This window comes from Anaerospora sp. (assembly GCF_032013335.1).
Lineage (GTDB): Bacteria > Bacillota > Negativicutes > Sporomusales > DSM-15969 > Anaerospora.
The window spans coordinates 56634-78586 of sequence record NZ_DALZUO010000007.1 but is presented as its reverse complement, the minus strand read 5'-3'; the positions used below and the strand labels follow the sequence as shown (position 1 = coordinate 78586).

Genomic DNA, 21953 nt, shown 5'->3' with positions numbered 1-21953 from the left:
TTGAATTCAGCACAACTGCTAAATTACGTTCTATATGTCCAGCCAATGCCGCTACCAGTTATTTGTCGCCTTCACAACGGTAAAACGACGGCTATCACTTATGAAGAGCCGAATAACAACGTATTATAAAGCTCCAATAACCAAACCCGGCGCCATCGTTAAAGATGTGGACCGGTTTTGTAATCCATTGGTATTTCTTTAGCTTAATATCAATTTTACATGATCATGGCTTTGAATGATTTCAATTATTTGATCAAACAGTGTACTACCGCGCCCTCTCCTTGCTTCATCAAGCCTAATTTTTACTTTTTGCTTATTAGTGGGATGACAAGTTATAAGCATCTTCTCATAATACTGAACAGTTGCACTGTGACCTAGATCTAATTTACTTTTACAAGAGTTCTGCCATATTATAGTAAGTGACTCTCCACATTCATGCACACCAAATCCACCGTATAATACATCGTTAAAAGCATCCAAATTACACCCGATTTCCCACGTTAAGTTACTTGTAAACACTCTACCTATTTCACAATAGAATTCTTCAATATTATTAAATTGACTTCCATCTAAAGTGACCATTTGCTTATTCATACTGCCTCCTATGGCAAACTAATTTTTAGCTAATACATCAATGATATGCCTGCTCCTAGGAGAATATTTTATTGTCACCTGATCACCTGGCTTAATTTCATTTCTATCATACCAGGTATAATAGAATAACTGTCCATTAATCCATACATTCGCTCCGACAATTCCTTTTTTTCGGATTACCTCCTGCACCACGCCTCGCCCTGTAAAAGCCCTGCCTTCTTGAACTACAGGATAATCAAGGACGTAATCAAGAAATTGTGAGGCTGTTGGGATATACCAAAAAGATATGATTAGTAAAGGTAACAATAGAAATCCTGTAGTTTTTACTTTTTCTTTGATTCCCCAGATTGTCTTGCATCTATCCAACCATATATTGAGCAACATAATAAATATCGGGGAAAAAATAAAAGCGATGCCCAAAACAAATATTCCTCGCCGGAAAAGTTCAGCGTAAAAACTAGCTTCGCCGACAATCCATTCATTCGCAAGAGATAAAATGCCATATAATATCACCGGAGGAAGTAGCAACACGTACTTATTTATTGAAAAAATCCAGTCAATAGAGTCCTGCATAAGCATTCTTGTGTTAGGCTTCTTCGTTTGTCGCTCCAAGCGAAACCGGATAGGTTCCTCATAGAATTCTTCTGGAAGGGAAAATTCTGTCTTACACTCCGGACATTGCCACTTGAGTGGCCTTTCTTCAATATGATCAACAAACGGTCCTCCCATCCCGCACTTAGGACACCATACGTCAGAAGTCATCCACTCACATTTATTGCAAATTAGCAACCTGTTTTCTTCCGGATTACTAGCAGTGTAAGCTCCCGGTTTATCACACTTTTCACACCATATGGATATTTTTTGAGGTTTAGCTTTTTTCTGTCTGACCATTTAAAAAGCCCCCTATCGTAGTTACTTTCATTCTACAATAGGGGGCTCTTCATTTCACTAATAATTTTAAGGATTCTGCTCGTTAGAAAGACTCTCCTTCTACGGTTTATCTTTTACATCATCCTGTTTATCGAACTGATAACTCGTATCGCTTGGCGACTTCCTGCCAGTCAATGACTTCAAAAAATGCTTTGACGTAATCAGCTCGCAAGTTTTTGTATTTCAGATAGTATGCATGCTCCCATACATCAATCGCTAGAATAGGTGTCCACTTTCCAGCCGATTCCATGAGCGGATTATCCTGATTGGGAGTTGAAGTAATTGCCAGTTTGCCGGCAGCATCGCTGGACAGCCAGGCCCAACCTGAACCGAAGCGTCCAATAGCAGCAGCGGATATTTTTTCCTTGAATTCAGCAAAGCTGCCAAAATCACGTTCTATCTGTCCGCCCAGTGACCCCACCGGTTCTTTGCCGCCTTCCGGCGAAATGGTGGAGAAGTACAGATTATGGTTATAAAAACCGCCGCCGTTATTTTGAATTGCTGTACGCAACCCTGCATCGGCAATAGCGTTCAAATTCGCCAGAATCTCCACGTCTGTTTTTCCGGCCAGCTCCGGTAATTTTTCCAGGGCCGCATTAAAGTTATTCGTATAGGTCACATGATGCTTCTGATAATGCGTTCTCATTGTTGCCTCATCAATAAAAGGCTCCAAAGCCTCAAAACCATATTTTAATTCTACCTGTTTCATATAATAAACCCCCTTAGGTTTTATGTAGCTGAATCTTTACTTGCTTATATCATACTATTCCGATCGGAAAAATTCAAGTGTTTTTTACCAAAAATTTAAATTTTGTTGATATTAATTATCATCTGTGTTAATATCCGCTTCTTTCTTCTTGCGAAACTAATTAGTCCTATAGTATAGTAAAATTATCCATAAAGTTGTCGAAAGGAGTTGTTGACCTAATGAGCAATAATATCCCTTCCCGGTTTGATACTTCTACTGGTAAAACGGTAGCGCTTGTACAAAGCTTCTTTATGCAGGTTTACGGTTGGATGACCTCTGGTCTTTTAGCAACAGGAATACTTGCGTATTATACCGCTCACTCACCCTTCCTGCTCAGTATGATCTTTAGCAGTAAATTTGTTTTCTACGGTTTGTTAATCGCAAATTTGGGCATTGTTTTTGTGCTTAGCCGCTCGATTCAGTCACTCAGCGCAACAGCAGCCAGCTTTTTGTTCTTTACGTATGCCGCATTGAACGGGCTGACTTTAGCTTCAATCTTTTTGCTTTACACACAGGAATCTATCGCTACCGTCTTTTTTATCACTGCCGGTACCTTTGGCGCTATGACCACTTACGGCTATCTAACCAAGTCTGATTTAAGCAAGTGGGGCAGCATTCTTTTTATGTCCTTAATTGGCTTGATCATTGCGTCCCTGGTTAATCTATTTTTGCAAAGCCCGGCATTAATGTGGGTCCTAACCTACCTTGGCGTGCTGATTTTTGTTGGCTTGACGGCCTATGATACTCAGCGGCTTAAAGAGATGGCTCATAGCCTGAATGATGAAGAGGAAGTCGGCAAGTTTGCCGTACTTGGCGCTCTTACCTTATATCTTGATTTTATTAATCTCTTTCTTTATCTCCTGCGCATCTTCGGCAAGAGAAGATAGTCAGCAGCATAGCTAGTAAAAGAACTCCTGTAAAATCCATACGGATTTTGCAGGAGTTCTTTTTATGTTGCTACTCTTTAGACCTATTTTCAATCCATTGCCCTATTTATACTCCAACACTAATCCCACACCAACCTCTTCAATGTTGGCAGCCTGGGCTAAGCTTATTTTTGAATGCAAATCTGTACAATGGCAGGCATGAATGGCATGAGGCTGACAGCGTTTAAAATAATCAACTGTATTACTAAGCTTATTCGCTGAAGGATTTAACAGGTGAAATCCGCCAATGACATCGTACACTCGCTCTTCCTTACACACCTTTTTCGCATATTCGATAATATTGCAAATGCCGGCATGGGAACAGCCCGTAATCACCACCAGGCCCTGCTCAGACATATAGACCAGTGCCGAATCATCCAATATATCGTCTTCTTCCCAGTTACCATTTCGCAATACCTTCCCGATAGCATTTCCTGTCTCAAAGGAATTAGACCTCTCAACTTCTCCTAAAAATACAAGTTGAGGAGTCAGCCATAAAGGGGCCTTACTAAGCTTTACGAGAAAAGCTTTTTCTAGCTGGTTGACAGAAAGCATTGCTCCTACATCAACTCCAGCTACATTTCTGTCTAAAAATGCATCGGGATGTGCGATCACTGTCGGTTTCGTGTGTTTATACCCTTCAGCTGCGGCCTCAGCATACAGTTTGACTAACTCACCCAGTCCCCATGTGTGATCATTATGACCATGAGAAATAACAATTGCATCTAAGGTTAACAGATTAATGCCCATTTTCATGGCATTTCGCAGAAATATATCAGAGTAGCCCGTATCAAACAGATAGCGGCTATCTCCGCATTCAATCAGATATGATACTCCCGGCTCAGCATAAAAATACCGGTCAATGATTGTATTATTATCAACTAGAACTGTTAGTTTCATAGTTCCTCCATACTCACCATTCTATATCTTTAAACAATTACTCTCAACGCAAAAGAACTCCTGCAAAATCTCAGCGATTTCACAGGAGTTCTTCTTTTTTCCACCCTTTAGGCCGTCTGCTTGCAATTCAGCACCTTATTGATATAGGCCACATCCTGCACAATGCCATTCCGGTCATGAGCATACTGAGGCCCATATTCAATGACAATATCAGCCTGGGGCGTATGTTTTTGATAGCACGCCAAAAACTGGGCGAAATCCAGTGTGCCTTCGTGAATGCGGTTGTGGTTATCTTCACAGCCGTCATTGTTGTGCACATGATAGGCAATGATTTTATGGGCAAGCTTTGCAATGACCTTGCCGATATTCCAGCCGTTGGCATGGGCATGACCCACGTCCAGCAAAATATTTTCCGGCATACTAAGTGCTATCTGGATAAACTGCTCTTCATCAAACAACATGTTGCCCCGGGACAGCACACCTGCATTTTCAATAACGATTTGGGCGTTAAAATGTTTTGCCTCACGTCTGAGCTTCCTAAGGTTTTCTGTGGAAACGCTGATCATTTCATCCCTGCGCTCCGGCTCAACCAGACAATTATTATGGTGATAGACGATATATTTACTTTTCAGCCGCCGGGACAACTGCAGCGTCTGATAAAAGTATTGCATTGATCTCGCATACTCTTCCGTACCTTCCGGCTTGCTATGCTCAGTACAATAGTAGGGACCGTGCAGCGAAATGGGGTATTGCATAAGATCTTCCATTTGTTTCGCCAATTCATTGCAGAATACTTCACTCTGCCACTGAGGAAACAATTCAATACCAACCGATGGATCGCCAATCTCATCCATTAATTGAAATACTTCCTGTAGGCGACCGGGATTATATAGATTGGTACTGATATACATGCTCATGATACACCTCCGGATATCCAATATTCATAGTCGTATGCTTATCAAATACATGGATTTTGTCAACATCAAGCCCGAAGGACACCCGTTTTCCCGGTTTCAAGTCGGTCTTATCACAAATGGCGACAACTTCCTTATCTTCAAGATCAAAATAAACGCCGCAGCGATTACCGTATTCTTCAACATACCTAACGGTACCGGTAAATACGTTATCTGTTTTTTCGCGCTCCAGCTTGATATGCTCCGGACGAATTCCCAGATAAAACTCCCTGCAGCCGTGCTTCCCAAGCCAGGCACTCCAGTACTCAGGCAGGCGAACGGCTTGCTTGCCGATATAAATAGACCGGTCTGCATAGTGTGCCTGAAAGATATTCGTCGAAGGTGATCCGATGAATTTTGCTGTAAAAACATTTGCCGGCCGATGGTATACATTAGATGGGCTATCGAGCATCTGCAAATGGCCTTCATGCATGAGCGCAATCCGGTCTCCTACCGTCATCGCCTCGACCTGATCATGGGTAACATAAATAAAGGTTTGCCGATAGGCCTGGTGTATCTTTACTAATTCTTTTCTGGCATGAACTCTAAGCTGAGCATCCAGATTAGAAAGCGGTTCATCGAGCAGCAAAAGGTCGCTTCGTTTCACCACTGCCCGTGCCAGTGCCACGCGCTGACGCTGTCCACCTGACAGATCTTTCGGCTTCCGATCCTCGAGTCCGTTAAGTTCCAGCATATTTACTGCGTCTTTCAGTCGTTGCCCGATTTCTTCTTTTTGCAGCTTTTGTATCTTGAGCCCATAAATAATATTGTCAGCTACCGTCATATGCGGAAAAAGAGCATAATTTTGAAACACCATACTTACATTCCGTTCCCCGCTGGCTACATCATTGACTCTTTGCCCATTCATGTATAAGTTGCCGCAGGTAATGTCCTCGAGCCCGGCAACCATCCTCAACGTTGTTGATTTACCACAGCCCGACGCTCCCAGCAAAATCAGCCGTTCTCCCGGCCGGATTGCAAGGTTCAGATTCTCTATGACTTTCGTGCTGCCGTATGTCTTACATACATTCTCAAAGACAATTTCTTTCATGTTCTTCCCGCCTTTCCAAAAAGGAGATACAGCTCATCAACCCTTAATGCCTGAGGAAGTAAAAGTGTTAATGATATAACGCTGGAAAACAATATAAAGCGCCAGCGGAATGATCATGGTGATCACCGACACCGCCATAGCAACTGTGAAATCCGTCCCTCCCTCGGAGCTGATAAAAAGCTGCAGCGCCAGAGGCAGTGTATAGTTTACCTTATCCTTAAGAATAAGGACGGGCCAAACATATTCATTCCAGGAGTTGATAAAAAACATAATACCCGTAGAAACAACTGCAGGCTTTACCAGGGGAAGCACAATATCACCCAAAATTTTCATGTGCCCGGCCTTATCCAGACGCGCCGCCTCGATCAGGGACCGCGGAATGGTTCGCATTGCCTGCCGGATCAGGAAAATACCGGTAGCATCACTGAGCTGAGGCATAATAACCCCGACAATACTATTACGGAAGCCCAACTGTGATACGGTGAGATAATTGGGAATCATTGTAACGGTAAAGGGAACAAAGATGGTGCTGATCAGAATGAAATAGAGAACATTTTTTCCTTTGAATTCAAAATAAACAAAAGCATAGGCGGCCAGTATTCCGGTAACGGTTTTAAAAATCGTGACAGCCACTGCGATCACAAAGGTATTTGTCGTAATTTGGGCCAGCGGCAGCCGCGAGAATACCTGTACATAATTGTTGAGGGTAGGTTGCTCGGGAATCAGAGAGAACACATTGCCGTATGCCTCGCTCAATTCCTTAAAGGAGCTCGAAATTGCAAATATAATCGGCATCAGCGACAAAAACAGAGCGCTTACAAGCAGGATATGCCACTTGATCTGACGGTCAGTTTTCATAATAGACGCCTTTCTCTACATACTTGAATTCAGCAATCAACAAGACCACAAACAACGCCATTGTCACAACAGCAAAAGCAGAGGCATAGCCGGTGTGATACAGCGTAAATGCCTCCTGATACACATTGTAAATCGCATTGGAGCTTGCATTATCCGGTCCTCCCTGGGTGATGACCTTAATGGGAGTAAACACATATTGCAGCCCCTGGACGATTGTCATGATAAAAATATATACACCCGTGGCGCTGCTCATGGGCAAAACGATATCAAAGAAAATCCGGTGAAGCGGAACATTATCAATCCTTGCCGCTTCGATAACTTCACTGGGCACACCTGCTACTCCGCCGTAGATAACAATGAAATTATAGCCAAATACCTTCCATGTTGTAATAATACTCAGCACGACGATAACCAGCCCCTGCGTCTTGCTCCAAATGGGCACTGAGATCCCCAAAGCTTTGGCGATAATCGCAACCGGCCCGGATATAGGATTTAATATCCAGAGGTATAAGATGGAGCCAACGACAAGCGAAATAACGCTTGGCAGAAAAAAAGCGCTTTTATAGAAGCCCTGCCGCCGCTTGATTACAAACGACAGGATGAAAGCTAATGCGTAAGGTGCTGCGCAATTTAGCATCAGCAAAATCACAATATAAGCCAGAGTGTTTGTCATGACCTTATAGGTCAGCGGGTCCTGCAGCAAGGCAATATAATTCCCCCAGCCCACAAACGTCTTTACCGGCTTAATCATATTCCAGTCAAAAAAGCTCAAGTAAATGGTATATAGCAGCGGATAAAACATAAATACCGAAAAAACAAGCAGCGAAGGCAGGATAAGGCCGTACGCCATCAATGAATTTTTTGTAATGAACTTGGGCCATGCTTTCCTTTTATCCATGTTTCAGCCCTCTTTACTTGAGCAGCCCATTGATTTTTTCCTGCGTTTGAGTCAGCCCATCTCTTGCTGAAATAGACCCATTTAAAATCCGGTCTCTTGCATCAAGCAGAAGCTGCTCTGCCTGAAGACCTGCATCTCCCGGGAAGGAAGTCCACGATACTACACCATCCATCTGTGTTGTGGCAGCTGCCATCATTTTGTTTTCCACTAAAAAGCTCTTCAGGCCATTTTCTGCTTCTGCTACATCTTTTCTTGGAGGGACATAGCCCGTACCCTTTGTCCATGCTGCCATCGATTCTACACTGTAAAGGTACTTCTCAAATTCCCAGGCTGCTTTCTGCTCCGCTTCCGTCTGGGCAGTGATAGCAAGGAAACAGCCTCCTGCAGGCAGACGTTTCGGTTTGCCCTGCCATGCCGGTGAGTTGATTGCCGCCACATCAAAAGATGCGCCTTTTTGGACATTAGCTCTTTGCGCAATTGTCGTGTACAGCATACCTACATTGCCGTCAATAAAGGACTGAACACCTTCACCCCAGGAAATATGTAACGCTGATTTCGTCTTCGTTACCATATTGGCGTAGGCTTCATAGGCTTGAATACCTTCCTCAGAAGCAAAGCTGGCCTTACCGCCAGTCATCATCCTTGCGCCATTACTTTCCATAAGTGCCTGCTGTGCCCAGTTGTCTGCGGGCTCCTGCATATAAAACCCGTATTTCCCGGTTTTTTCTTTAATGGTATTAGAAAATAGGATCAGTTCTTCCCAGGTCTTGGGTCCATTCTCATCCAAGCCAGCTTTTCTTAATAAATCTTTATTAATATATAAAACAGGGGTACTCAATGAATAGGGAATCCCCACCTGGCTGCCTTTGCTGTTTTTGGCAAGTCCCAACACGTTGGTAAGGAAGTTATCTTTCAAAAACGTTTTATCCGCCGGGAAGTGAGCATCAATCACTGCCTGTGGTTCCACATATTTAAAATTATTAGAAAAATAGTCCAAGAATGCCCAGCCAATTTGTACTATAGCAGGTGATTTCCCAGTTGCGACCTCAGCCTGCAGATTTTGCATCAAGCCTTTGTACATATCCGGGTTGTAACGGGCCACTACTTCTACGTTTTTACTCTGTGCATTAAACTCTTTTACAAGCTGTTCTACCGTTTTTCCACCTTGCGTCTCGGCATTGCAGTGCCAGTACTCAATTTTTGTCTTTTCGCCTTTTGCTGTAGAATTCCCCGTTGTGCTTTGCGCTCCGCAGCCTGCCAGCAGCATGGTACTCAGCAGACCCATAGCTATCGTCTTGACGATATTTTTCTTCATGTAATGTACTTCCTTTCTCTCAACATTTACCACCAGTATAGCATCCGTTTTTTTGCACCAAGTTAAGGCAATGTAAAGCTTGTGTTAAATAATAAAAAACCCCTTCGTCCAAAGGGACGAAAGGGCCCGAGCTGTTATGGGATCATGCTACCTATATCGTTCTCAGTGTACCGCCATCAATGACATGCTCACATCCGGTGATGTAGGAAGCCCGGTCAGATACCAGGAAAGTAACCAGCTCGGCCACTTCCTCAGGGCGTCCCGGCCTACCAAGAGGAATTCCCCCCAGGGATGCCATCATTTCCTGTTTTGCACAATCATAATCCTTGCCGGAATGATCCGCTAGCCGCTGGATAAGCCGCTCTGCTGCCTTGGTCTCTATAAACCCGGGAGCCACCGTGTTAACACGTATTCCATACGACGCTACTTGATTGGCCAGTCCTTTACTATAGTTTGTTAACGCTGCCTTAGCAGCTGAATACGCCAGTGTTTCCGTTGCAGGGAAACGGCGGCGAATGGATGTCATGTGAATAATAACACCAAAACGATTCTCCATCATGGCCGGTAAGAATGCCCTATCCAACCGAACCGCAGAAAACAAATTGGCATTAAAGACTTGCGCCCAATCATCATCATTCATTGCCAAAGCCCCACCTGCAGGAGCAGATGATCCGCCAACGTTGTTAACCAGAATATCGATACCGCCGAGGCGCTCACGTACTCCCTTCACTACAGTTTCTATCCCCTCGGGCTTGCTGACATCTGCCTGAATAAAGAGAATTGATGGCGGCAGATCGCCTGGAGCAGTACGTGCCGTTGTAATAACCGTAGCACCGGCGCTTGCAAGGCGCTTAACTACAGCTTCGCCCATTCCCTTTGTCCCACCAGTGACCAAAACTCGCTTGCCGCTAAATTCGGTTTTATCGATAGATATGTTCGCCATATATATAGCCTCCTGTCTGATTACCCTTACTTATTTTTATTGTACCCAAGGCAATAAGACAACAGTATGTCATATTCAATTTTAATTTCCAAAATTATTGGGACAAGGAACCTGTCCCCTTGTCCCATCTTCTGCTACGCTTCTTCAATTCTTGTCAGCCATTCGTTAACCAAACAATTGAACACAGCTTCTTGTTCAAGCTGCAAATTATGTCCTGCCCTATCCAACACAGCAAATGCTGCTCTTGGATAGTTATCTAACATATTCCATGCATCCTTATTGCCTACGGTTGCATCTTGAAGGCCTAACAACATTAGAGTAGGTTTATTAAACCTTTCAGCTAATGTATCAACATTAAAGGAAAACTCATATCCAGTTCTTTGCAGCTGACTTAAGAATTTATCATCTGCAATCTTCACTCCGGCTAAAATTTCATCGCTATACCGTTCCCAAATTCTTTTACTTTGAACAACCTGCATAGCATTAAACTCTTCTGCATCACTTAAATCAATCTGTGACAATAAGGCATCATCACGCTTTAATACAATATGGGCAGGCGTAGTACGTTTCGTACTATCTGCTACGACACAAGGACATAGCAAGAATAACCCATCTACTAAACTTCCCATTTTGTAAATGATTCCTCGTGAGAGATATCCGCCATAAGACTGACCTACAAGTAAGAAGCGTTCACCAGGAATAACTTTCTGAATAAAAGCCATAACAATTTCGAGCATTACATCAGAATTAATAATCCAATCTGCAGCTTTCGTTTTTCCCATACCCGGTAAATCAATATATATCCTTTTATAGCCTGTTTTCTTAGCAAATATAGGTTCCATACATCCGGCCATTAGTCTGTGGTCCGGGTAATAGCCATGTATCATAATAACTGGCTTTCCTTGACCAATTATTTCGTAGTTTATAGATAGATCTTTTATTTTACATTCCATATCATTACCTCCCGGTTATTTAGGAGTCGAAGGAACAAAAGAATTATTGATCAAGTTCAGAGGTACAATTCGGACACCGTGATGCCTTACTATGTATACTGGAAAAGCAATACGAGCATTCTTTGGTTGTCGCCACTGCTTGGGGTTTGGGCCACATTCTGTTTACCTGAGTAACGAGTAAAAAAATCGCAAAAGCCACTATCAAGAAATCAACAACCGAATTGATAAACATACCATAATTCAAGGTAGCAGCTCCGGCAGCCTTGGCTGCTGCGATTGTCGGATAATCTGTGCCTGACAGGTTTAAAAAGAGATTTGTAAAGTCCACCTTTCCTAAAAACAAACCAACCACAGGCATCAAAACATCACTGACAAACGACGATACGATCCTTCCAAAAGCAGCTCCTATAATAATACCAACTGCTAAGTCCAGAACATTGCCACGCATAGCAAATTTAGTAAATTCTTTAAACATTTAGTAACCCTCCATCATCTTTTGCAGTTGTTTGCTTTTCTACATAGATTCCCTATATACACTATCTCTTATCAGCTTCTAGCAGCAGAATAAAAATCCTGCACCCATACAAGTGCAGGATTAAACCTATAAGTTTTATGAGTATTTTAAGGGAAATTCCTGGTTTCTTTTTCCTAAGGAATGATCGGCAAACTGGATAGCGGCTGCCGCTAATACTGTAGTCGGATCAATTGCCGGTCTGTCAATGTGAAATAGCTCAAATGCGACCGGGAGTTCCGTACAGCCTAATAACAGCATTTCTGCTCCGTGTTCAAAAAGTTCGTCAATTGCAGTATAAAATGCAGTAAGGTCAATATCCCAGTTAGCTGCCTTTACTCCATTATATATAACATTCATTACACTTATCTGATTCTCAGGTGAAGGAATGATTACATCGATTCCCGCCTCCGCCAATACCGTATGATAAACTCGCGATGTAATAGTACCGTCACTTGCCAGTAAACCAATTTTACCTATATTTCTATTTTTAATTTCCTGAGCAGTTAATTCTAACATATTCAATAACGGAATATCGAAAAACGGAGTTATCTTATCATAAAAATAGTGAGCAGTATTACAGGGGATTATCAGTACATCTGCTCCCATGGATTGCAAGCGAATACCGCTTCTTACCATTTCGGGAACAGGATCTTTTCCTCTGCCTAATATGGCCTTTGTTCTATCGGGAATGTTGGTGTTACAGTCTATTAAAACGTGAATATGCTCCTGGTCAGATTTGGCGTCTGTCATGGTAATAATTTTATTAAATAAATCACAAGTAGCTGCCGCGCCCATGCCGCCAATGATTCCGATAGACTTTCTCATGTTCTTTCCCCCAAAAGCTCATTTCTTGATTTCATTATAGGATTCGCATACAATATAATCAAATACATCTATTAATATAAATAATATAATCGTTTGATTATATATAGGAGCTGTTATGTTTAGAGGGAAAGAGTATGTTTATGAAGTTTATAAAGAAAAAAGCTTTTCAAAGGCAGCGCAAAACCTGTATATCAGCCAGCCTGCTTTAAGCGCAGCAATAAAAAAAGTCGAAAACCGCATCGGTTGTTGTATCTTCGATCGCAGCAGCAAGGTTGCTCGACTGACAGAAGGTGGCGCAGAATATATCAAAGCCATTGAAGCCATTATGGATATCGAAGGCCGGTTTGAGAACTACCTGAGTAATTTAAACCAACTAAAAACCGGACGCCTTTCCATTGGTGCAAGCAACGTGTTTGCTTCGTTTATTCTTCCGGAGATTATCACACAATTCACAGCTAAATACCCTGCTATCAAAGTAAACCTGATAGAAGCTGCTTCCGCCCGGTTAGAAGAGCTGTTGTTTTCCGGCGCACTTGATTTTGTAATTGATAATTATTCCTTAGATGAAACAATCTATGAAAAGCATTTATTCTGCAGCGAATGTCTTATTCTGGCCGTGCCCCCCAAACTTCCTGCGAACATCTTTGCCCGGGAATATCAATTATCCTTAGATGATATTTGCCTCGGAAAACATTTAGATGCAGAAACAAACCCTGTTCCGTTAGCCTTATTTGCCGACGAGCCGTTCATTTTTTTAAGAGACGGCAATGATACGCGAATACGTGCAGATGCAATTTTCCGGGAATGTCATCTTACACCCAAAATCGTTTTAGAACTAGACCAGCTTGCTACTGCTTATAATGTTGCTTGCTATGGCTTGGGGGCTACCATCATCAGCGACACATTGGCCCAAAAAGCAAACCATGATGCCAATATGGCATATTACAAAATAGATAGCTCCCATAATTTCCGCCATGTTTTCTTTTATAATAAGCAAAATAAATATATCACTAAGGCCATGGAGGAGTTTATAAAAATAGCCCAAACAGTAGATATCGGCACCATAGCAGGTAAACGTTAGGATGATGCACGAACAAAATCCTGCACCCCATTGTGTGTAACAGGGGTGCAGGATTTTTTACTTTTATTATTCTCCGGCATACCAAGAGGGACGTAGTAAACGCAGGCAGCACGTCTCGCCCAGATTGGGACCAAGTGCGCGCCGTCCTTTTTGCACACGTACTTCCTGTCCACCGATTTTTATCTGATAATCAATAAATTCCCCTAAGAATGCTTTGCGGCTGACGACGCCGCGTAGTCCGTCCCCGTCATCGTCACTGACAAAATCAATCTCTGACGGGCGGCTCGCCAGGGAAAGCGCGCCGCTGCCACGCATGTCTTCGGGCGGCATCAGGCTTTGGGGCAGCAGAGTATTCTCGCCGCTCACAAACGTCCTGCCATCTTCCCAGGCAATATTCAGAAAGTTAGAGAGACCAATAAAGCTGAAAACAAACTTATTAGCAGGCTTATTGTAGACATTCAGCGGAGTATCAACCTGCTGTACCACGCCCGCTTTCATTACCAGTATACGGTCTGACAGGGCCATCGCTTCCGACTGGTCATGCGTTACATAGATAATGGAAAAACCATACTTTCTCTGCAAATCCTTAATCTCAAAACGCATTTCTTCCCTCAGATGTGGATCTAAGCTGGAGAGCGGCTCATCCAGCAGCATGACATCAGGGTTGATGGCCAGTGCCCTTGCCAGTGCAACTCGCTGTTTGCCGCCTCCTGAGAGGTTCGCCGGACTGTCTGCTGCGACTTTTAAAAGATTGGTAGAGCGCAGAGCGTCTTTCGTGCGTTTTTCAATTTCAGCGGCAGGCAGGTTGCGGATGCGCAGGGGAAAAGCAACATTCTCATATACCGGTAGATGAGGCCAAATTGCAAAGGCCTGAAAAACCATGCCGAAGTTACGCCTTTCCGGCGGCAGATAGTAATTTTTCTTCGGTGATGAGATCAGGCGATCCCCGACATAAATCTCCCCATCACTCAGGTCCTCAAAGCCTGCTACCATACGCAGTGTCGTTGTCTTGCCACAGCCCGAAGGCCCCAGCATTGAGAAACACTCACCCTTGCCAATTTCCAGGTTCAGTGAGTTAACAGCACTAACATCGCCAAATTTTTTGGTAACATTCAGTAAACGTACATGAGACATGATGTTCTACGCACCTGCCTTTCTTGTGAAACGGTTGATCAGTGTCTGACCTACAATGATCAGTATCAGGGCAATGCCTGCTAAAGCCGCTGAAACTACCGTTTCACCGTCCTCATTAAGGGTATATATGGCAACGCCGATCGTCCGGGTAGTCGGCGCGTAAAGCATAATGGAAACGGTTAGCTCCCTTAGCGAGGGAAGAAAAATCAGAAAGAAGGCCGCCAACATGCCGGGACGTACTAAGGGCAGTACGATATCTTTGAGTGTCTGCCACATACTAGCACCGCAGGAGCGGGCTGCTTCTACCAGGGAGTCATGTACCTGCTCAAGGGCCGCTGAGTTGGCTTTGAGAGAAAAAGCCATGTAGCGTGCAATATAGGCGACTAGGATAATCCATACCGTGTTATAGAGGTTAATGCCATATTTTCCGCTCCAGGCCAATATCACGCCAAGGGCGATTACCGAACCGGGTACCGAGAATGGCAGCATCCCCAGGAACTCCAGTATGCCTTTGCCTCGCACCTTCATCTTGACAATAACGTAGGAAATCATCACTCCGGCAAACATGGTAATGACCGCCGCACCCAATCCCAGCGTAACACTGTTCCAAATTGCATCCTTGGTCACCTTATAGTCAAAGAGGATAAATTTATAGTTAGCAAGGGAAAGGTTCTCCCATGTGAAGGGCAGTCCATAAGTTTTCAGCCCCCCTACAAGGAAAATAACCGCTGTAGGCAGGACAATGGTAAAACCAATGTACACCAGACAAAAAACAAGCAGCGGTACGCGCATAGCTCGCAGCTTTAGTTCCATTGGCCGGAAGCTTTTCCCGCCGATAATCTGATAATGCCCTTTGCTCAGTATTTTTCCCTGCAGCCAGATAATTAAGGCTGCCGTTACTACCAGCACGGTGGCAAGCACCGTACCTGTCCGTATGGAATCAAAGCTGCCTCCGCTTTGATGAATGCGCTGATAGATAAGTGTCGGGATATTGAAGATCCCGTTTTCAATGCCAAGTACGGCGACAGTGCCAAAGTGCGCCATTGAGTAAAGCATAATCAATAACGCTCCGGAAAGGATACTTGGCAGCACTAAGGGGATGGTGATTTTTCTGGTAATGGTGAAAAGCCCCGCCCCTGATATACGGGCTGACTCCTCTAGTGTCGGGTCCATACGTTCAAGCGCGCCGCACACCTGGATAAAGACAAAAGGAAACAAGTACATTACCTCAACCAGAATAATGCCAAGATAGCTATAGATATTAAATATGGGGCCGTCAAAACCAAAATTATTGATAAAAAATTTGTTAATAAACCCGGCATTCGGGGAAAGCAGCATCTTCCAGGCAAGCGCTCCAATAAAGGACGGGAGCATGAATGGAACTAAGAACATCGCCTTCATAAAGCTCTTGTAGGGAAGGTCGGTACGCGTTACTAACCATGCAAAAAAAGTGCCGACAAGAGTGCTGCCGATCGTGGTGCCCATCGCGATAATCAGCGAGTTTATCAGCGCCTGGTAGGTCTCCTGCTCCATCAAAATCTTAACAACATCACGGATATTAAATTCGCCATTCACCCAGAAGGCATTCAAAAAAATCAGAACAACCGGAACAGCCACTACAATAACCAGGATGGCAATGGAGAAAAAGAGGATAATCTGCGCCACCCCAAACTTGCTTTTAGAGAATATGGAGCTCCCCGGAGGAGTGTTCAATTGCGTTTTTTGCGTGCTTGCGCTCATTGTCTCACCACCTCCGTCAGACTTTGGGCATTGAACCATAGCAGGTCTCTAAAGCTTAGCACACAAGTGTCTCCCTCTTTGAGCATCAGACCTTTTGCTATTGCTTCGTGTGTTTCTATACTGGTGCGCAGCTGAGTGCCGTCCACTTCAATGAGATAATCAATCATCGACCCGAGGAAGCTGGCCCGCTTCACCGTACCTCTGAGTCCGCTTCCCATCGGCGCAATTTGTACATCGGAGGGACGGAAGCCAGCCACCCACCTGGGTGCGTCCCCTTTGGGCGGCTCCCAGGGAATACGCTGTTCACCGCTGCCCACCAGATAGTCATCCCCTTCTCTGCGCACGTGGATATAATTGGCTATTCCCATAAAGTTGAAGACAAACGGGTCGGCCGGCCGTTCGAATATCTCCCACGGACTGCCGGTCTGACGTATTCTGCCCTCGTCGTCCATGATAGCCATACGGTCTGAGATCGCAAGGGCAATCTCCTGATCATGCGTTACATAGAGAACCGTTATATTCAGCTTGCGCTGCAATTCTTTTATCTCAAAGCGCATCTCCTCGCGCAGATTGGCGTCAAGATTGGTCAACGGCTCATCCAAAAGCATGAAAGTTGGGTTTGCAGCAAGTGCTCGGGCCAGTGCCACACGCTGCTGCTGGCCACCGGAAAGCTCTGACGGCAGGCGGCGCTCAAGGCTGCTCATACCAACCATCTCGAGCGTTTCCATGACACGCTCTTTCAGTTCTTTTTTAGACCACTTAGCGATTTTCAGGGGATAAGCGACATTATCAAATACTGTCATGTGCGGCCAAACAGCGTAATCCTGAAAGACTACGCCCAGTCCTCTCCTATCAGGAGAAATTGCAATCCCCCCTGCCGGGTCGGTAACTAGCGTATGATCAATGAATATTTTCCCGGCGTCAGGATTTTCAAACCCTGCGATCAGCCGCAGCAGCACTGTCTTACCACACCCTGATGGCCCCAGCAAGGTAAAGCACTCACCCCGTTTAATGGAGAGTGTAAGGTCCTTATGTACCTGATGGCTGCCGTAGCTCTTCGCTATCCCTTCGATTCGAATTATTTCCATACTCTCCCCTTCTTAGCTCATTAATCGCAAGCTCCCGTTATTTCTTGCCTTGCAGGATATCGGTAAATTTCTTAATCGTCGTTTCTTTAGAAGCCATCATCTCAACATAGTTGATCTTAATGGAGCGCTTCAAAGCATCTGCCGGTTCAGGCAGCTTGAATTTAGCCGGGCTTTTCACGTCTGACCGTACGGGAAGCGTACCCTCACCGGCAATTAGCGTCTGCGCTTCCTGGCTGAGAAGATAGTCTACAAATTTCTTCGCTGCATCAAGGTTGGGGCTTCCTTTAAAAATGGCTACAGGACTGGGAGCAAGCAATAGCTCCGGCGGATAGTAAAGCGCAATATGGGCGCCCTTTTCAATCTTGTCGTTTGTGATGTAGTCAACGGCCAGGCTGGCAGCAAGTTCCCCTGATGCGGTATCGTCAACGACCTGGCCCGAACCCTTGCCTATTCTGGCCTGATTGCCATGCAGTTTCTCAAAGAACTCCCAGCCAAACTGCTTTTCCAGCAAAGCTACACTCATGTAAGAGGTCCCTGAAAGAGCAGGATCGGCAATGCCAAAGGCACCTTTGTATTCCGGTTTCAAAAGATCAGACCATTGAGCAGGGGGAGTTTTAATTTTGTCCGTGTTGATGGCTATACCAAGTGTTCCAAGCCGGGCAGCAGTAAAATACCCGTCATAGTCTTCAAAAGGATTAAGTACTTCTTTGAAGACAGATGTTTTATATTGCTCCAAAATCCCTTCCTTCTTCATATTGTAGAAATCGGGAACTTCGCTTGTCCAAATAATATCTGCCAGAATATGACCACTCTGCCGTTCTGCGGCAATTTTGGCCATGAGCTTACCGGCACCGGCCGATTGATAATCTACGTCAATTCCAGGGTTTTTCTTCTTAAAACCTTCAACGATTCCGCTAATAAGTGATTCCTTCATAGATGTGTAGATGATGAGCTTCTTGCCACCTGCTGCAGGCGCTGCCGCTTTATTATCGTTGCTGCCGCAGCCTGCAAATAAGCCGCTGCACAAGAGGATGATTGCTAGCAAAAAAATGCTTTTTTTACTCATTTCCCGAAAAACCTCCTTGTATTTACTTGCTTTGCCCATGAAAAAACAGCCTCCTTCTTGTGTGTTTGTCTAAATTATCACACAATTAAAGACTGTCATATATCGGAAAAATCTCTTATTTTCCTGTCGGAAGAATCACGTAAATTGCTGTCGGAAAAATCACCTACAACCACTATTCAACCGACAGCAGACCGTACTTTAGGGCGTAGCTTACCAGTTCACTTTTTCTGGTTGTTTGCAGCTTTTCCATTAGCCGCAGTTTATACGTATCGACAGTTTTAATACTCAGTGACAGTCTATCCGCCACTTCAGCCAGCGAGTATCCGTGTGCAACGAGGCGCAAGACCTCCCGCTCCCTGGGACTGAGCAAAACATAGGGAGCTTTTTTATCAATCGTTTCCTGTTCCTTTTTTAATAATATGTGCAGCAATAGCTTAGAATCCTGCTGACTGAGATAAAGTTCACCTGCCTGTACGGCCTTAATTGCTTTGAATAAATCTGTGTCTGCTGCGCTTTTATGTACATAGGCCGAGGCACCTGCCTGCATTGCCCGCTTGATATAATTCTCATCTTCGTGCATGGTTAATGCAATTACCTTAGCCTCGGGATAACGGCTTATAATTTCCTTGAGGCATTCAATTCCATCCATATTCGGCATAGACAGATCTAGCAGCAAAATATCGGGGTGAAGCTGCTCAAATAATTGTATAGTCTGCTCACCATCCGCTGCCTCTCCAACCACCACCATCTCTGAATTGCGCTGCAGCAGCAGTTTCAAGCCCGAACGAAGCAGTTTGTGGTCATCCGCTAATAGTATCTTCAGCTTGTGTTTCATGAAGAGACTCTCCTTTCTCCGGGAAGGATTGAGGAATGGCAATGCAAAGCTCAGTACCACCTTGCGGGGACTGTCTAATGTCCAGCCTGCCTTGGAGAAGCTCAACCCGTTCCCTCATTCCATATAATCCGAGCCGGTTTTCTTGCTGCGCCCGGATTAAATCATCGTTAGAAATTCCTCTGCCGTTGTCAGCTATTGTGACCATAATCTGATCAGGGTGAAAAGTAAGAAAAATGGATACATCTGTTGCACCTGAGTGCTTGACAACGTTATTTAGGCTCTCCTGAACAATCCGGTACAGGGCAACCGCAATGGGGTCGTCAACCGCAATTTGCAGACCTGCTGTATGTAAATCGATATCTAAGCCATAGCGGCTGGCAAATTTCTCACTATAGCGCTCTATCGCAGCGGCTAAACCGAGATCATCCAGTACAGGCGGCCGTAACTCAATTGCCAGATCGCGAACCTCCCGCAAAATAGAAGCGGCAACATCGCGCCCTAAAAGCAAAGCGTCTTTTTGTTCCTGATTAGGCGCATCTTCCGCTAAAACCCGCATTGTCAACATAAGCGAAGTCAGCGCCTGGCTTGTTTCATCGTGCAGCTCGCGTGAAATACGCTTGCGCTCATCTTCCTGGGCTGTCATCAGCTTTGCAATTAAGGTATCGCGCATTTGCTCCTTGGCACGAAGTTCATCGAGCAGAACTTCCTTATCACCACTGGCCTTGATGAGACTGGCCGCCATTTCATTAAAAGCGTTGGCCAGCCTGCCAACCTCACCGCCATCGCGGATATCAGCCCTAGTTTTAAGGTTACCTTGTGTTATCGACTCGGCAACCTTTGCCAGGTTGCGAATCGGCTTAGTAATAATCGCAGATATCCTGCTCGATAAGAAAACAGCCAAAGCGCAAATACCGAAGACTGTCAGCAATACATCTCTAATATGCTGATTCAGTGAGTTGCGCGTATACTCCTCGGTCATGCCCACCCGGACATAACCTACTGCTCCATTTTCAATGGGAACAATAATGTCATGAATATTGCCTTCATTTGAGTTAAATACGGCTATTTTCTGCTGCTTAAGATCGCCTATATCATCCAGCAGTCCTTGCGGTATACCGCCGTGAAAGGTATGAGCTAATAATCGTTTGTTGCTGTCTACGATGAGAATATACCGTACATCTTCGCTGTTTGCTGCCGTCTGAGCAGCCAAGTCATAGAGATTATACAAATCTTCCATTAGTATATAGTTACCGCTGCCGAGTGCTACGTGTGTCGCAATTTCGGCACCACGCTTTTGCAGCTGCTTCGAAACAATATCGTCAAGAGAGTCCCATACAATTAAACCAGCCGCCAAACTAAGTACGGCAATGATACAAAGTGCCATCGCCAATATCCGGTAATAAATCGATAACCGTGGCATCATCATAGGTGTTCTCTTTTTTCCCGCAGCATTCGCCGGATCGGTTCGTACAGTTCGGGCTGTGGAGGAACAAACCGGTCAATGGATAAGCCTTGCAGCGCTGGAAGCATCGTGGGATTTTCATGCATGGTCAGCAAAGCCTTACGCAAAGTTTCCCGCTGCCCCTGACTGACGCTTTTGCCTGTTACTACCGGGCCAGTTCCGGCAGGCGGTGAAAAAGCAATAATCCTAACCTCTGCCGCCAATTCCGGCTGTTTTTGCTTTGCCCGATCGTATACCAGGCTGGTGACAGGTGCCGCATCTACAACCTTGTTTACAACTGCACGAAAAGAATTATCATGACTATACGTGTATATATAGCGGCCAAAGAACGTTTCCGGAGTTTGGTTTCTTTGCCTGAGCATATGCACTAAAAATGTATAGCCCGAGTAGCTTAAGGGATCAGTGAATGCAACAGTCTTGCCTTTCAGATCATCTATTCCGTTTATCTCACTATCTTTAGCCACTATAATATATCCCTGATGATAAGGCAGACCCATTCGCTGCTGAGCAGCCAGCATCTCAATCTCATCAAAGCCACTATAGTTGGCATATTCTCCTGAGGAAAAAAATGCAATATCTGCACCTCCATTTAAGAGCAGCAGTGCAATCTCGGCATAGCTTTTCCGTTGAATCAGCATCACCGGCCTGTCCACCTGCAACCCTAAAAAATTAGCAATGGAGCGGTAATGTACTACCGTCTCCTGCGGCAATAACACGGAGGAAATTGCCACCCGCAATGCCTGAGAATCAGCGTTGACGGCAGCTATGGCTGGCGGCGCTTCCAGCTTCTCAAAATTGATAAATTTGCTCTTACTTAAAAAAAAGCTGCGCCCCGTAAATCCGCAGACAGTAACCAGCACAATTAAAAGCAAACAAACGCACAGGCAAGCTTTTCGATTCATCATTCGACCGCCTCAACTCAACTGAATATACCATCCCTTAATTCTATACTGTCACTTCTCTATTGAACCGCTAATCCCTTTTAAATTTACAGAATAGTACACACAATCCACCTGCCATTCAGCGCGTGTTTTTAGCATTTCAGTATATTAATTTTACCGTTGAGTAAGATTTTCTCGCCTTCGCTCCTTGCTTCCCTTATGATTTTAAATGGCAGCAGCTACCTCTAATACCATATG

22 protein-coding genes are annotated in these 21953 nt (G+C 44.6%); 2 read left to right on the top strand and 20 right to left on the bottom strand.

The window, feature by feature from the left end; translation table 11 throughout:
- Positions 1 to 198: 198 nt before the first annotated feature.
- The 3 genes from RTR76_RS08170 to RTR76_RS08160 form a co-directional block, all read right to left on the bottom strand.
- Positions 199 to 594, bottom strand: a complete 396-nt coding sequence (locus RTR76_RS08170) for a barstar family protein (protein WP_312519027.1) — start codon at positions 592 to 594, stop codon at positions 199 to 201.
- Between the two features lie 18 nt (positions 595 to 612).
- A complete protein-coding gene (locus RTR76_RS08165) occupies positions 613 to 1485 on the bottom strand; it encodes a hypothetical protein (protein ID WP_312519024.1) in 873 nt (290 codons plus the stop codon).
- A 127-nt stretch (positions 1486 to 1612) separates the two neighbouring features.
- Complete coding sequence (locus RTR76_RS08160) at positions 1613 to 2233, bottom strand: superoxide dismutase (RefSeq protein ID WP_312519021.1); 621 nt, start codon at positions 2231 to 2233, stop codon at positions 1613 to 1615.
- Positions 2234 to 2451: 218 nt separating this feature from the next.
- Here RTR76_RS08160 and RTR76_RS08155 point away from each other — a divergent pair, with 218 nt between their 5' ends.
- Positions 2452 to 3159, top strand: a complete 708-nt coding sequence (locus RTR76_RS08155; protein WP_312519018.1) for a Bax inhibitor-1/YccA family protein — start codon at positions 2452 to 2454, stop codon at positions 3157 to 3159.
- A gap of 102 nt (positions 3160 to 3261) precedes the next feature.
- Here the strand turns inward: RTR76_RS08155 and RTR76_RS08150 are convergent, their stop codons facing one another.
- The 10 genes from RTR76_RS08150 to RTR76_RS08105 form a co-directional block, all read right to left on the bottom strand.
- Positions 3262 to 4098 (bottom strand): MBL fold metallo-hydrolase, encoded by an 837-nt coding sequence (locus RTR76_RS08150; RefSeq protein ID WP_312519015.1) that lies wholly within the window; start codon positions 4096 to 4098, stop codon positions 3262 to 3264.
- A 107-nt stretch (positions 4099 to 4205) separates the two neighbouring features.
- On the bottom strand, positions 4206 to 5015 hold the full coding sequence (locus RTR76_RS08145) for a sugar phosphate isomerase/epimerase (protein ID WP_312519013.1): 810 nt from the start codon (positions 5013 to 5015) through the stop codon (positions 4206 to 4208).
- Entirely contained in the window at positions 4984 to 6102 is a 1119-nt protein-coding gene (locus RTR76_RS08140; RefSeq protein ID WP_312519010.1) for an ABC transporter ATP-binding protein, read from the bottom strand. Before RTR76_RS08140 ends, RTR76_RS08145 begins: the two co-directional genes overlap by 32 nt.
- Before the next feature lie 36 nt (positions 6103 to 6138).
- Positions 6139 to 6960 (bottom strand): carbohydrate ABC transporter permease, encoded by an 822-nt coding sequence (locus RTR76_RS08135; RefSeq protein WP_312519007.1) that lies wholly within the window; start codon positions 6958 to 6960, stop codon positions 6139 to 6141.
- Entirely contained in the window at positions 6950 to 7858 is a 909-nt protein-coding gene (locus RTR76_RS08130) for a sugar ABC transporter permease (RefSeq protein WP_312519005.1), read from the bottom strand. Before RTR76_RS08130 ends, RTR76_RS08135 begins: the two co-directional genes overlap by 11 nt.
- A 13-nt stretch (positions 7859 to 7871) precedes the next feature.
- Complete coding sequence (locus tag RTR76_RS08125) at positions 7872 to 9173, bottom strand: ABC transporter substrate-binding protein (RefSeq protein WP_312519003.1); 1302 nt, start codon at positions 9171 to 9173, stop codon at positions 7872 to 7874.
- A 151-nt stretch (positions 9174 to 9324) separates the two neighbouring features.
- On the bottom strand, positions 9325 to 10116 hold the full coding sequence (locus tag RTR76_RS08120; protein WP_312519000.1) for an SDR family oxidoreductase: 792 nt from the start codon (positions 10114 to 10116) through the stop codon (positions 9325 to 9327).
- Positions 10117 to 10250: 134 nt separating this feature from the next.
- Entirely contained in the window at positions 10251 to 11069 is an 819-nt protein-coding gene (locus tag RTR76_RS08115) for an alpha/beta hydrolase (RefSeq protein WP_312518997.1), read from the bottom strand.
- 43 nt (positions 11070 to 11112) lie between these two features.
- A complete protein-coding gene (mscL, locus tag RTR76_RS08110) occupies positions 11113 to 11544 on the bottom strand; it encodes a large conductance mechanosensitive channel protein MscL (protein ID WP_312518994.1) in 432 nt (143 codons plus the stop codon).
- Between the two features lie 135 nt (positions 11545 to 11679).
- Positions 11680 to 12408: an amino acid racemase gene (locus tag RTR76_RS08105; RefSeq protein WP_312518991.1), complete on the bottom strand. Its 729-nt coding sequence runs from the start codon at positions 12406 to 12408 to the stop codon at positions 11680 to 11682.
- A 115-nt stretch (positions 12409 to 12523) separates the two neighbouring features.
- On the opposite strand from RTR76_RS08105, the gene RTR76_RS08100 reads away from it, so the two are divergent.
- Positions 12524 to 13489, top strand: coding sequence for a LysR substrate-binding domain-containing protein (locus tag RTR76_RS08100; protein WP_312518989.1), 966 nt, complete (start codon positions 12524 to 12526; stop codon positions 13487 to 13489).
- A 66-nt stretch (positions 13490 to 13555) separates the two neighbouring features.
- On the opposite strand, the gene RTR76_RS08095 is transcribed toward RTR76_RS08100, so the two are convergent.
- From RTR76_RS08095 to phnD, 7 genes are all read right to left on the bottom strand, one after another.
- Entirely contained in the window at positions 13556 to 14623 is a 1068-nt protein-coding gene (locus RTR76_RS08095; protein ID WP_312518986.1) for an ABC transporter ATP-binding protein, read from the bottom strand.
- Positions 14624 to 14629: 6 nt separating this feature from the next.
- Complete coding sequence (locus tag RTR76_RS08090) at positions 14630 to 16363, bottom strand: iron ABC transporter permease (RefSeq protein ID WP_312518983.1); 1734 nt, start codon at positions 16361 to 16363, stop codon at positions 14630 to 14632.
- Entirely contained in the window at positions 16360 to 17451 is a 1092-nt protein-coding gene (locus tag RTR76_RS08085) for an ABC transporter ATP-binding protein (protein ID WP_312518979.1), read from the bottom strand. The genes RTR76_RS08090 and RTR76_RS08085 overlap by 4 nt, the downstream gene beginning before the upstream one ends.
- A 37-nt stretch (positions 17452 to 17488) precedes the next feature.
- The gene (locus RTR76_RS08080; protein ID WP_312518976.1) at positions 17489 to 18517 is read right to left on the bottom strand and encodes an ABC transporter substrate-binding protein; all 1029 of its coding nucleotides are present in this window, start codon (positions 18515 to 18517) and stop codon (positions 17489 to 17491) included.
- A 172-nt stretch (positions 18518 to 18689) separates the two neighbouring features.
- Positions 18690 to 19352 carry a response regulator transcription factor gene (locus RTR76_RS08075; protein WP_312518973.1) on the bottom strand — a complete coding sequence of 221 codons (663 nt, stop codon included), beginning with the start codon at positions 19350 to 19352 and terminating at the stop codon, positions 18690 to 18692.
- Positions 19318 to 20778, bottom strand: coding sequence for an ATP-binding protein (locus tag RTR76_RS08070; RefSeq protein ID WP_312518971.1), 1461 nt, complete (start codon positions 20776 to 20778; stop codon positions 19318 to 19320). Before RTR76_RS08070 ends, RTR76_RS08075 begins: the two co-directional genes overlap by 35 nt.
- A complete protein-coding gene (gene phnD, locus RTR76_RS08065; RefSeq protein ID WP_312518968.1) occupies positions 20775 to 21719 on the bottom strand; it encodes a phosphate/phosphite/phosphonate ABC transporter substrate-binding protein in 945 nt (314 codons plus the stop codon). The genes RTR76_RS08070 and phnD overlap by 4 nt, the downstream gene beginning before the upstream one ends.
- Positions 21720 to 21953: the final 234 nt, after the last annotated feature.